The following is an 11769-nucleotide window of genomic DNA, read 5'->3' as shown; positions in this document are numbered from 1 at the left end:
CCTTCTCTCGTCGGTCGGTATCCGCTAGCGAATGGGCGCGAGCGCGGGCCGCTTGGCGCTGACGCCGTCGCCCGACGACGTGCCACGGACGCGCCGCCCGATCCACGGAATCAGGAATCCCCTGGTCCACTCGAGATCGGCGCGACGCTGGGAGGCCTTGTCGGTGGGCAGATCGGGACCCAGCGGATCCATCACGATGTGGTGCTCGACGCCGAGCGTCTCGAGCACCCGGATCGCCATGTTCTGGTGGCCCGGCGTGGACATGTGCAGCCGGTCCCAGTCCCACATCCGCAGATCCTGGTACTCGTCGAAGCGCCAGAAGTCGACGAGCTTCGCGCCGTGCCGATCCGCGACCTCACGGACCAGCTCGTTGTAGACGGCCGAGCGGCCACGGATCTTCGAGAACACCGCAGACCAGCCCGCGTCGTACGCGGTCCACACCAGCACGGTCGCGCCGGTCGCGGTCAGCTTGCCGATCGCGTCGTCGTACCGCGCGACGAGGGCGTCGAGGTCGATCTTGGGGCGCATCAGGTCGTTGCCACCCGCGTAGATCGTCACCAGATCGGGTTCGAGCGCGACCGCGGCGTCGAGCTGTTCGTCGACGATCGGGCCGAGCAGCCGCCCCCGGATCGCGAGATTGGCGTAGCCGAAGTCGGCGCTGCGCCGGGCGAGCTCCTCGGCCACCCGGTCCGCCCAGCCGCGCAGGCCGTTCGGTCGGGTGGCGTCGGGGTCGCCGACACCCTCGGTGAACGAGTCACCGAGGGCGACGTACCTGTGGAAGACGGGTTCCTGCGACATCATGCTCCCAGTATTTCAGTAGCAAGACTAAGGAAGCCGGCTCAGTGCCGAATCACACGTCGCCGAATCACACGTCGGTGCTGAAGCGCACTCCGCCGTCGGGCAGCTTGACGCCGGGCCACACTCGCGCCCCGCCGATCAGTTCGCACCGCGCACCGACATCCGCGCCGTCGCCGATCACGGCGTCGCGGATCAACGCGCGCGGACCGATACGGGCGCCGAAACCGATGATCGACCGCTCGACCACGGCACCGGCCTCCACCTGGGCGCCGTCGAACAGCACCGCGCCGTCGAGTCGGGCGCCCGCGCCCACCTCGGCGCCCCGCCCCACGACGGTGCCGCCGATCAGCAGCGCGCCCGGTGCGACACCCGCGCCGGGATGGACCAGCGACTCGCCGCGCGGACCCTCGAGTGCCGGCGACGGCGCGATGCCGCGCACCAGGTCCGCGGAGCCGCGAACGAAGTCGTCGGGGGTACCCATGTCACGCCAGTACGACGTGTCGACGTGACCGAACACGCGGGCCCCGTCGGCCAGCAGGGCCGGAAACACCTCACGCTCGACCGACACCGGGCGATCCGACGGGATCTTCTCGATGATCTCGCGGCGGAAGACGTAGCAGCCGGCATTGATCTGGTCGGTCGGCGGATCCTGGGTCTTCTCCAGGAACGCCTTGACCCTGCCGTCGTCGTCGGTGGGCACGCAACCGAACGCTCGCGGATCGCCGACCCGCACGAGGTGCAGCGTCACATCGGCGTTGGTCCGGTGATGGGTGTCGAGCACCGCGCCGAGATCGGTGCCGCCCAGGACGTCACCGTTGAAGACCATGATGTTGTCCGCACGCAGGCTCGGCAGCACGTTGCGGATACCGCCGCCGGTACCCATCGGCTCGACCTCGGTGAGGTACTCGATCTCGAGCCCCAGATCGCTGCCGTCACCGAAATGCTCCTCGAACACCTCGGCCTTGAACGACGTGCCCAGCACGACGTGCGTGATTCCGGCCTGCTTGATCCGGGCCAACAGGTGCGTGAGGAACGGCACCCCGGCAGTGGGGAGCATGGGCTTGGGGGCGGACAGCGTCAGCGGACGCAGCCGGGTCCCCTGACCCCCGACCAGAATGACGGCATCGGTCGCCGAAGCAGTTGTCATGCTTTCCCCTCAATCTCGATCTCTCGACACTCGTTCTGCTTGCGCTCGTCTTCCCGGCGCTCCCGAACCGCTGCCGCGACCGCGAGCTTCGAACGCAAGGCGAGTCCACCCCGCAGAGCCCACCGCAGCGGGGCCTGCCACCACGCGGGGTGGCGATCGGCCTGGAAGCGGTAGGCGCTCTGATGATGGGCGGGCAGCATCAACTCGGGATGCCGGCCCGCGGCATGGCCCTTGGCATGGGTCACCTCGGCCGACGGCACGAAGACGTTGAGCCAGCCCGCCTTACCGAGCCGGTCACCGAGGTCCACATCCTCCATGTACATGAAGTAGCGGGAGTCGAAGCCGTCGATCGAGTCGAACGCGACCCGGCGCAGCAGCAGGCACGAGCCGGACAACCACCCGGCGGGACGCTCGGTGATGGTCTCGTTCTCCTGGAGGTACCGCTGCGTCCACGGGTTGGACGGCCACACGGAACCGAGGACGGCGTGGCCGGCACCGGAGATCAGATCGGGCACGCGACGGGCCGAGGGGTACATGCTGCCGTCGGGTTCGCGGACCATCGGCCCGAGGGCACCGGCCCGCGGCCAGCGCGCTGCCGCGGCGAGCAGTTCGTCGATCGCGCCGGGCGACCAGCGCACATCGGGATTGACGACGACGACGAACTCGATGTCGGGGTCGATCTCGGCGACGGCGCGATTGATCGCACCGCCGTACCCGATGTTGCCGCCGGTGCGGAGCAGTCGGACGTGATCGTGAGCCGCCGCAGCGGCCTCGGGCGCCCCGTCGGTCGACCCGTTGTCGGCCAGGATGACCTGCGGGTTTTCGACCGTCGCATCGGCCAACGTGTCGAGGAAATGCTCCAGATGCTCGCCGGGCGAGTAGGTCACCGTCACCACGGCCAGCTTCGAACTCACGCGGGCAAGCGTATCCCGAAAGCCCGCATCGTCCTCATTCGAGCCGGGCCAGCGCGTCGCCCAGCGCGTCCTGCCACGGCCGCAGCGGGGTCAGACCGGCTGCAACCCACGACGCGGGCGAGAGCACCGAGTAGGCGGGTCGCGGCGCGGGGCGCACGAACTCGGCGCTGCTGCACGGCCGGACCCGCGCGGGGTCGGCGCCCACCCCCTCGAACACGGCACGGGCAAGGTCGAACCATGTCGCGGTACCCGAGTTGGTCGCGTGCAGCGTGGTCGCGCCCCCGCCGCCGGTGCGGGCCAGTTCGAGCAGTCCGGCAGCGAGGTCCGCGGAGTACGTGGGCGAACCCACCTGGTCCGTGACCACCTGGACGGTGTCGCGGTCGCGCTCGAGCCGCAGCATCGTCGCGACGAAGTCGTTCCCGACTCCCGTGTACACCCATGCCGTCCGGACGATCTGCGCGTCGGGCAGCACCTCGCGGATCGCAAGCTCGCCGGCGAGCTTGGTCCGGCCGTACACCGTCTGCGGATCGGTGGGGTCGTCCGTCTCGTACGGCACGGCACGGTCCCCCGCACGGTCCCCCGCGAAGACGTAGTCGGTGGAGACGTGGATCAACCGCGACCCCGCACGCGCACACGCCGACGCCAGGTTCCGCGGCCCGGTCGCGTTGACCGCGGCGGCGGTCTCCTCGTCCGACTCCGCCGCGTCCACGGCGGTATAGGCCGCGCAGTTCACCACCACCGAACCGGGTTCCACCCAGGCGTCGACGGCACCGCGGTCGGTGATGTCGAGCTCGTCCGAACCCACTCCGACGATCGGGACGTCGACGAGGTCCTGTAACGCGAGCAGGCGACCACCCAACTGCCCGCGTGCGCCGGTCACCAGAATCCTCTTCACGGGTTCCGAGTCTGGCACGCCGGACAGCTGTATCGCGTGCTGCGCGCAGAACACCAGTAGCCTTGACAGCGGCTGTAATCGCGCAGTTGCTCGGATTGCGATTCGGAATGCAGTTCGGATCTGCTCGGATTTTCAAGGATCTTCAGGGAGGGGCCACAGGTGCCGCAGGAGCCCACCGCATCGGAAGTGCCGCGACCGCCAGCCCCGGTCTCGCGCATCCAGATCGCCATCGCGGTCGCTGCGGTGCTGGTGCTCGTGATCACCGGATTCGCTTGGCGCAGTGTCGACTCGCTGCGGTCGAGCCTCTCGACGATCGGCGATCTCGGACTGGGCGGCACCAAGGACGGCGCCGTCGACATCCTGCTCGTCGGTACCGACAGCCGCACCGACGCCCACGGCAATCCGCTGAGTCAATCCGAACTCGAGTCGCTGCGTGCGGGCGAGGAGGTCGCGTCCAACACCGACACGATCGTCCTGGTGCGCGTGCCCAACGACGGCAGTTCGGCCACCGCCATCTCCATTCCCCGCGACGCGTACGTCGACGTGCCCGGGATCGGGATGTCGAAGATCAACGCCGCTTACGGCGCGACCAAGGAAACCGAGCGGCAGAAGCTGGTCGAGGACGGGGAATCCGATTCCGACGCCGAGAAGGAATCGACGCAGGCGGGCCGCGAAGCGCTCATCAAGTCCGTCGCGAAACTGACCGGCATCACCGTCGACCACTACGCGGAGATCGGCCTGCTCGGCTTCGTCCTGCTCACCGACGCGGTCGGCGGGGTCGACGTGTGCCTCAACGCGGCTGTCGACGAACCGCTCTCGGGTGCGAAGTTCCCCGCCGGCGACCAGACACTCGACGGCTCCGATGCCCTGAGCTTCGTCCGCCAGCGACACAACCTGCCCCGCGGCGACCTCGACCGGATCGTCCGCCAGCAGGTGTTCATGGCCTCGCTGGTGCGCGAGGTGCTGAGCGCGCAGACCCTCACCAACCCCGGCAAGCTGAACCAGCTCAGTTCCGCGGTGCAGCGGTCGGTGGTGCTCGACGCCGACTGGGACATCATCGAGTTCGCCACCCAGCTCAAGGACCTCGCGGGCGGCAAGGTCAAGTTCGAGACCATCCCCGTCGTCGACATCAACGCGATGACCGACTACGGCGAGTCGATCGTGCAGGTCGATCCCAAGGCCGTCCGCAAGTACGTCGCCGGACTGGTCGGTGAGGAACCCACCGAGGACAAGTCCGACCAGAGCACCACGTCCGCCGTCCCGACCGAGATGCCCGACATCGATCCGTCCTCCGTCACCGTCGACGTCTCCAACGACAGCAGCATCAGCGGTCTCGCCTCGAGCGTCGGAACGACCCTCGACGGCAAGGGCTTCGGCCTCGGCGAGGTCGGGAACAACACGGGCAAGTCCGTGACGCGATCCACCGTGTTCGCGAACAAGTCGGACAGCAAGGGCGCCCAGGCCGTCTCGGTGACTCTCGGTGGCCTGCCGATCGAGACCGACAAGTCGCTGTCGTCGGGCACCGTGCGTGTCGTCCTCGCCGGCGACTACAAGGGTCCCTCCGGAACCTCGTCGGGCTCCGGATCCGGATCCTCGGGCATCTCCAGCGCCGGCACCTCGCCCACCCCCGTCGAACCCGGTCCCGCGATCGACGCGGGCAACAACGGCCCCCACTGCGTAAATTGAGCGGTCACCACTGCGTCAACCGAGTACAGATCGGAACACCGTGCCCAACCTGACCACCGCGCTGCTCGACCCGATCCTGGCCACCGACCCGGCCGGCCCGCGGATCACGTACTACGACGACGCCACCGGCGAGCGGGTGGAGCTGTCCGCGATCACGCTGGCCAACTGGGCGGCCAAGACCGCCAACTTCCTGTGCGACGAGTTCGCGCTGATGCCCGGCGCGCGGGTCTCGGTGCTGCTGCCGGCGCACTGGCAGACCGCCGCCGTCCTGCTCGGCGCGTGGTGGGCCGGGCTCGAGGTGACGCTGGAGGCCGATCCCGACGCCGACGCGGCCCTGGTCACGGCGGATCGACTCGACGACGTCGCCGATGCGCCCGAGGTTGCGGTGCTGTCGCTGGACGCCTTCGGCCGTCCGGTCCCCGACCTGCCGGTGGGCGTCACCGACTACGCGACCGCGGTGCGTGTGCACGGCGACCAGTTCCGTCCCGGCAGTGCCGGGTCCGCGGCGCTGGACGGCCGCGGTGTCGACGATGTCCTGACAGCGGCCCGGGCGGTGGCCGTCGCGCAGAACGTGAGCGGCTCGGACCGGGTCCTGTCCACCCGTTCGTGGGCGACCACCGACGACCTGATCGCGGGGCTGGTCTCGGTCCTCGCCGCCGGGGCGTCGCTGGTGCAGGTGTCGAATCCGGACGACGCGGCGATGACGCGGCGCGTCGAATCCGAGAAGGTCACCGCTCAGCTCGCGACGTAGCCGCCGTCCTCGAGTCCCGCCGCGATCTCGTATCGATTGCGGGCGCCGGGGTTACGGATCTCCTCCCACAGGTACATCGGCGCGAAAACCGCGCCGTGCCAACCCCACTGGTCGGCGTGGACGGCCTCGTGCCGGATCACGCGATCGGCGGTGTTGCCTCGCGTCAGGTAGGCGCCGCCGAGCGTGGTGCCGCCGCGACCGAATCCGCCCCGCATCCCCGAACACACGAAGATCCCGTACCGGTCGTCGAATTCGATGCGGGCCCGCCACAACCGGGCGTACCGCAGGGCCACGACGGTCACGAGGCGCGAGGTCCGACTGCCGCGAGCGGCCCGGGTCAGCATGGTCTGCCGATCCCGGGCCCCTCGCGTCGTGCTCACACACCTCACGCTAGCGTCGTCACCCGGCCAGCGCCGCCACCGGCGCGGTGCGCGCTGCCCGCCGCGCCGGCAGGATCGCGGCGAGCACTCCGGCCGCTCCCCCGCCCAGCACGATCAACGCGAGGGTCGGCCACGGCAGCGTGCCCAGCACGAGGTCGTCGAAGCCGAACACCGACGCCGATCCGGTGATGCCGAACGCAAGGCCCAGCGCCACACCGAGCGCCGACGCCACCCCGGCGATCAGCACCGCCTCCCACAGCAGCAACGACCGCAGGCCCGCGCGTGTGAGCCCCACGGCGCGCAGCAGGCCCGACTCCCGGCGCCGCTCGAGCACCGACAGCGCCATCGTGTTGCCGACGCCGATCAGTGCGATCACCACGGCCACCGACAGCAGTCCCGCCACGACCAGCAACAGCGTGTCGAGGACACTGTCGAGGGTCGCGCGCATCGCCAGCGATCCACCGACCTCGCTTCCCGGTGCCAGTTGCTCCGCGAGCGCAGTGATCTCGTCCTGCACCACACGGCGCTCGTCGTCGCTCAGTCCGTCGGCGAGCCGGATCCACATCTGGTCGGTCGTCACCTGCGACGACAGGGCCGCGAGCAGGCGCGCCTCGGTGAGGGCCGGCTGGCCCGTGGACGCGCCGACCGTCAGCTCGCTTCGTCCGACGTTGCCCGTGAGGGACACCGTCTCGCCGAGGTCGAGCCCCAGATCGAGCCGGTCGTCCGGCGACAGCAGCAGCTGGTGCGGACCGGGCAGGTCGACGTCGGTGCGCAGGGTCGCCCGGACCGCCGCGACGTCCACGCCGACCACCGGCAGCGTCCGGCCGTCGGGCAGGGAGACGTCGGCAGTGCCGAGCGGGGCCACCGCGTCCACACCCTCGAGGCCGCGGATGCGCTCGGCCAGGACGCCGGGCAGTCCGGTGCTGCCACCCGCCTCGACGCTCACGTCCACCGGGAACTGGTCGTCGACCGCGCCGGGCGCACTGGCCTTCGTCACGGCGATGCCGACGACGAGCGTGCTCGTGAGCGTGACGCCGATCAGCAGGGCCGTCGCGGTCGCCGCGGTCCGGCGCGGATTGCGGCCGGCGTTGCCTGCGGCGAGCAGCCCCACCGGCCCACCGAACCGTCCCAGCAGCGCACCGACCCGAGAGATCACCGCCGGGACGATCCGCTGACTCAGCATCACGATCGCGACGAACGTCAGCAGACCGCCGACGCACGCGATCAGCACCTGACCGGTGGTGGCCCCCAGCGCGAGGATGCCGACACCCGCGATCAACGCGAGCGTCCCGAGGACGCGGCGCGCCCGCGACACCGCGACGGGTTCGGGCGTCGATTCGAGCGGCTGCAGCGCCGCGAGCGGGGAGACCCGGGTCGCGGCACGGCTGGGAGCCGACGCCGCGGCCAGGGTCATCACGACGCCCACCACCACGCCGACGATCACCGTCACCGGCGTCACGCTCAACCCGCGCAACGGGATCGGGACGTCCGCCGCGGCCGCGATCCGGGCCACGAGCCACGCCGTTCCGACGCCCAGCATCACGCCCAGGACCGACGCGGCCACGCCGACACCGGCCGCCTCGACCCGCACACTGCGGCGGACCTGCGCCGCCGTCGCGCCCACGCACCGCAGCAGCGCCAGTTCCTGCGTCCGCGCGGCCAGCAACACCGCGAACGTGTTGGCGATCACGAGCGCCGCGACCACGACGGCGATGGCACCGAACGCCAGCAGGACGCTCGCGAGGAGGTCGGAATCGCCGAGGAACTGCTGCGATGCCAGTTCCGCCTGGTGGACACCGGTGTCGACCGTCGCATCCGCGGGCAGCGCGCCGCGCACCCGGTCCGCGAGCTGCTGCTGCGACATCACGCCGTCGCCGGCGATCCGGATCTCGCGGTTCCCGCCGCCCGACGTCCACGCGTCGAGCTGCTCGACCGTCGCGAAGACGGTGGTGCCGTTCATCTGCTGTGCCGTGCCGGACAGATCGACCAGCCCGACCACCTTCGCGGTGTCGCTGATCTGCGCCTCGGAGCTCAGCGTGGTGACGGTCAGATCGGACCCGATCGGCACGCCCGAGCCCGCATCCACGGCGATCTCGCCCGGCGCCTCGGGGAATCGCCCGTCGGACAGGGTCTGCCAGCGCAGTCCCGGATCGTCGGACAGCGACTGCGCCGACCCGAACGACGAGCCCTCCCCGTCGCGGCGCACCTTGACGCTCGCCGAGACGTCCTCGGTGACCGCGTGGACACCCGGCACCGCCCGGATCGCCGCCAGGTCGTCGCTGCCGCTGACCACGACGTCCGTCGTCGCGTACTGCCCGGCAAGCGAATCCGTCACGCCCGCCTTCAACGTCGAATTCAGCGTCAGTGTCGCCACGATGAACGCGACGGCGATCACGACCGCCAGCACCGACGCGAGGTAGCGTCCCGCATGTGCGCGCATCTGCGCCCACGCCAGCCCCCGCATCAGCGCGCCCGACTCAGGTCGTCGGCGCCGAGGAGGCGCATCGTCTCGATCACCGAATCGGTCGTGGGACGGTCGATCTCACCGGCGATCCCGCCGTCGGCGATCAGCACCACCCGATCGGCGTACGACGCGGCCACCGGGTCGTGCGTCACCATCACCACGGTCTGCCCCGTCTCGCGGACACTCGACCGCAGCAGGTCGAGCACCTCGGCGCCGGTCCGCGAGTCGAGGTTGCCGGTGGGCTCGTCCGCGAAGATGACATCCGGCTGCGGCAGCAACGCCCGCGCGACGGCGACGCGCTGCTGCTGACCCCCGGACAGCTCGTGCGGGCGATGTCCGAGCCGGTCGGACAGCCCGAGCCGGCGCACCACCTCCTCACGCCATTTGGGTTCGGGCACCCGGCCCGCCAGTCGCATCGGTAGCAGCATGTTCTCCTCCGCCGAGAGCACCGGCAGCAGGTTGAACGCCTGGAACACGAACCCGATCCGCTCGCGACGGAGTTCGGTGAGCGCCTTGTCGCCCAGCGCCGTGATCTCGGTGCCGCCGATCGTCACGGTCCCCGACGTCGCCGTGTCCAGTCCGGCCAGGCAGTGCATCAGCGTCGACTTGCCCGAGCCCGACGGCCCCATCATCGCGGTGAACGCCCCGGCCGCGAAGTCCACATCCACGCCACGCAGCGCGTGCACCGCGGTCTCGCCGGCGCCGTAGGTCTTGGTCAGGCCCCGCGCCCGCACCTTCTGGTCATCAGTTCTCATGGTTACGACGTTATGGCTGGTCAGTGGCCTTCCACATCGGAGCGCGGGGCGATCTCTCGGCGGATCGCGTCATCCCGGAGTAGGACGCCGGGTCAGCCCCAGAGCCCACTCCTGCGCGATCGCCGCGGGATCCCGCGCTGCGGCCCGAGGAGTGGGCGCTCAGGCCGAACTGTCCACAGCGCCCAACTGATCCACAGGCGAACTCCTGCGCCCGAGCCTGTAGCCGACTCCGTCACCGGGCGCCCCCAGGCTGCAGCCATGAACCACTTCGGAGTCCACACGTTCGAGGAGTTGACCGCCGCCGGGGTGCCGCCGAGCACGATCGGCAGCCGCTGTCGCACCGGCCGGTACCGGCGCGTCCTCCCCCGGGTCTACGCGACCGGCGAGCCGACCACGCTCGCACTCTGCTGCGCGGTGACGCGCTGGCAGCCGACCGCGACCCTCAGCCACCGCACCGCGGCGTGGCTGCACGGGTGGACGGACGAGCCGAAGATCCTCGAAGCGACGGTCCCGCCGAACATCCGGGCCCGCGCCCCCGAGTGGCTCCGGATCCACCGCCGGGTCCTGGACCCGGCCGAGGTCGTCGAGCGCCGTTCGCTGCCGACGGTGTCGGCCACGCAGGCACTCGTCGACTGCGCGACCGTGATGCCCGCGCCCGAGTTCGAGCCCCTCGTCGACGCCGAACTGTGCCGGTCCGTGAATCCGGAGCGCGTGCGGGACCTGTGCACTGCGCACCCCGGGCGCTGGGGAAACACCGCGGCGGTGGCGCAACTGCGGGTCGCCGCGGTGCGCGCGGCGTCCGAACCCGAGCGGATCCTCGCACGGGCGTTCCACGCTCGACGCTGCCCGCTCGCCGCCAACGAAGCCGTCGGGCCGTACGTCTGCGACTTCGTCGATGCACCGGGGCGGGTGGTCGTCGAGGTCGACGGCCGCGAGTTCCACAGTGCGCCCGAGGTGTTCCGGTCCGACCGCCGACGGCAGAACTGGCTGGTCCGTCAGGGGTGGCTGGTGCTGCGGTACGCCGCGTACGACGTCCTCGAGGACTCCGGGCGGGTCGCGGACGAGGTGGTCGAGGTGGTTCGACGGCGCAGGCACGCGCGGCGCTGACGGCGTGGATGTCCACTCCTCGAGTGTGTGCGCGGGAATCCGCGCCGCGGCCTGAGGAATGGGCGCGCAGGCCGACGTCAGTCGGAGCCCAGGAGATCCTGCGGCCGCACGAGACCGATCTGGAACGCATACAGCACGGCCTGCACCCGGTCCCGCGAGCCGGTCTTCGACAGCACCCGTCCCACATGGGTTTTCACGGTCGCCTCGGAGACCACGAACTTCTCGGCGATCTCCGAGTTCGACAGCCCGCGCGCCATCGCCTCGAGCACCTCGACCTCGCGGGGCGTCAGGTCGTCCGGAAGCGACGGCCGTACCGCATTGCCCAGCATCGGGCCGACGTGCTGCAACAGCTTGCGGGTGGAGCGCGCCTCGATGACGGCGTCGCCGCGGTGCACGGTCCGGATCGCGTCGAGCAGTTGCTCCGGCGGGACGTCCTTGAGCAGGAAGCCGCTGGCGCCCGCGCTGATCGCCGACATCACGTACTCGTCGTTCTCGAACGTGGTGAGCACCACCACCTTCGGGGACGCGTCCTGCGCGGTGAGCCGGCGGGTGGCCTCGATGCCGTCCATGATCGGCATCTGCACGTCCATCAGCACGACGTCGGCGGGGGTGCGCGCCAGCTCGTCGACGCCGCGGGCACCGTCGGACGCCTCCATCACCACTGTCAGGTCCGGCTGCGAATCGATCACCATCCGAAACCCCGCCCGCACCAGTTGCTGATCGTCGACGAGGGCGACGCGGATCGGCTGCGTGGCGGTTTCTTCCATGTCGACCAGCCTAGGTGTAGTTCCCAGGCAGGTTGCGAACAGCGTGGCGTGAGGAAGTAGGCGAGGACCTCCGGTATCGGTGTGGTTACCACACACACCCCGACC

The 11769-nt window shown here is 70.5% G+C and carries 11 protein-coding genes; 3 read left to right on the top strand and 8 right to left on the bottom strand.

The genetic code is table 11. From position 1 onward, the window contains the following. Positions 1 to 24: 24 nt before the first annotated feature. From J2X34_RS21360 to rfbD, 4 genes are all read right to left on the bottom strand, one after another. Positions 25 to 801, bottom strand: a complete 777-nt coding sequence (locus J2X34_RS21360) for an SGNH/GDSL hydrolase family protein (protein WP_114721902.1) — start codon at positions 799 to 801, stop codon at positions 25 to 27. Between the two features lie 64 nt (positions 802 to 865). Then, positions 866 to 1945 carry a sugar phosphate nucleotidyltransferase gene (locus J2X34_RS21355; protein WP_429519703.1) on the bottom strand — a complete coding sequence of 360 codons (1080 nt, stop codon included), beginning with the start codon at positions 1943 to 1945 and terminating at the stop codon, positions 866 to 868. Continuing rightward, positions 1942 to 2859 (bottom strand): glycosyltransferase family 2 protein, encoded by a 918-nt coding sequence (locus tag J2X34_RS21350; protein WP_429519701.1) that lies wholly within the window; start codon positions 2857 to 2859, stop codon positions 1942 to 1944. Before J2X34_RS21350 ends, J2X34_RS21355 begins: the two co-directional genes overlap by 4 nt. Positions 2860 to 2893: 34 nt before the next feature. After that, the gene (rfbD, locus tag J2X34_RS21345; RefSeq protein WP_429519699.1) at positions 2894 to 3754 is read right to left on the bottom strand and encodes a dTDP-4-dehydrorhamnose reductase; all 861 of its coding nucleotides are present in this window, start codon (positions 3752 to 3754) and stop codon (positions 2894 to 2896) included. A 186-nt stretch (positions 3755 to 3940) separates the two neighbouring features. On the opposite strand from rfbD, the gene J2X34_RS21340 reads away from it, so the two are divergent. Together J2X34_RS21340 and J2X34_RS21335 are read left to right on the top strand one after the other, a co-directional pair. Then, positions 3941 to 5440 (top strand): LCP family protein, encoded by a 1500-nt coding sequence (locus J2X34_RS21340; RefSeq protein WP_114722004.1) that lies wholly within the window; start codon positions 3941 to 3943, stop codon positions 5438 to 5440. A 40-nt stretch (positions 5441 to 5480) separates the two neighbouring features. Beyond that, complete coding sequence (locus J2X34_RS21335; protein WP_429519697.1) at positions 5481 to 6191, top strand: TIGR03089 family protein; 711 nt, start codon at positions 5481 to 5483, stop codon at positions 6189 to 6191. Here the strand turns inward: J2X34_RS21335 and J2X34_RS21330 are convergent. The 3 genes from J2X34_RS21330 to J2X34_RS21320 are packed head-to-tail and all read right to left on the bottom strand — an operon-like array spanning position 6176 to position 9790. Further along, on the bottom strand, positions 6176 to 6535 hold the full coding sequence (locus J2X34_RS21330; protein ID WP_429519831.1) for a hypothetical protein: 360 nt from the start codon (positions 6533 to 6535) through the stop codon (positions 6176 to 6178). The genes J2X34_RS21335 and J2X34_RS21330 overlap by 16 nt on opposite strands. Positions 6536 to 6590: 55 nt before the next feature. Beyond that, a complete protein-coding gene (locus J2X34_RS21325) occupies positions 6591 to 9011 on the bottom strand; it encodes an FtsX-like permease family protein (protein ID WP_429519695.1) in 2421 nt (806 codons plus the stop codon). A gap of 23 nt (positions 9012 to 9034) precedes the next feature. Beyond that, entirely contained in the window at positions 9035 to 9790 is a 756-nt protein-coding gene (locus tag J2X34_RS21320; protein WP_114721896.1) for an ABC transporter ATP-binding protein, read from the bottom strand. A 258-nt stretch (positions 9791 to 10048) separates the two neighbouring features. Here J2X34_RS21320 and J2X34_RS21315 point away from each other — a divergent pair, with 258 nt between their 5' ends. Next, positions 10049 to 10897 (top strand): DUF559 domain-containing protein, encoded by an 849-nt coding sequence (locus J2X34_RS21315; protein ID WP_114721895.1) that lies wholly within the window; start codon positions 10049 to 10051, stop codon positions 10895 to 10897. A gap of 77 nt (positions 10898 to 10974) precedes the next feature. On the opposite strand, the gene J2X34_RS21310 is transcribed toward J2X34_RS21315, so the two are convergent. Next, positions 10975 to 11664, bottom strand: coding sequence for a response regulator (locus J2X34_RS21310; protein WP_114721894.1), 690 nt, complete (start codon positions 11662 to 11664; stop codon positions 10975 to 10977). Between the last annotated feature and the right edge of the window lie 105 nt (positions 11665 to 11769).

Source organism: Rhodococcus sp. BE178 (assembly GCF_050433545.1).
GTDB lineage: Bacteria > Actinomycetota > Actinomycetes > Mycobacteriales > Mycobacteriaceae > Prescottella.
Note: the sequence above shows the minus strand (reverse complement) of the source record. Positions and strands in the feature narration are given on the sequence as shown.

Bases quoted from the DNA above. Each gene is read 5' to 3' on its own strand.
- J2X34_RS21310 (WP_114721894.1), bottom strand. From the start codon at position 11,664: ATGGAAGAAACCGCCACGCAGCCGATCCGCGTCGCCCTCGTCGACGAT.
- J2X34_RS21355 (WP_429519703.1), bottom strand. From the start codon at position 1,945: ATGACAACTGCTTCGGCGACCGATGCCGTCATTCTGGTCGGGGGTCAG.
- J2X34_RS21330 (WP_429519831.1), bottom strand. From the start codon at position 6,535: ATGCTGACCCGGGCCGCTCGCGGCAGTCGGACCTCGCGCCTCGTGACC.
- J2X34_RS21315 (WP_114721895.1), top strand. From the start codon at position 10,049: ATGAACCACTTCGGAGTCCACACGTTCGAGGAGTTGACCGCCGCCGGG.
- J2X34_RS21325 (WP_429519695.1), bottom strand. From the start codon at position 9,011: ATGCGCGCACATGCGGGACGCTACCTCGCGTCGGTGCTGGCGGTCGTG.
- J2X34_RS21320 (WP_114721896.1), bottom strand. From the start codon at position 9,790: ATGAGAACTGATGACCAGAAGGTGCGGGCGCGGGGCCTGACCAAGACC.
- J2X34_RS21360 (WP_114721902.1), bottom strand. From the start codon at position 801: ATGATGTCGCAGGAACCCGTCTTCCACAGGTACGTCGCCCTCGGTGAC.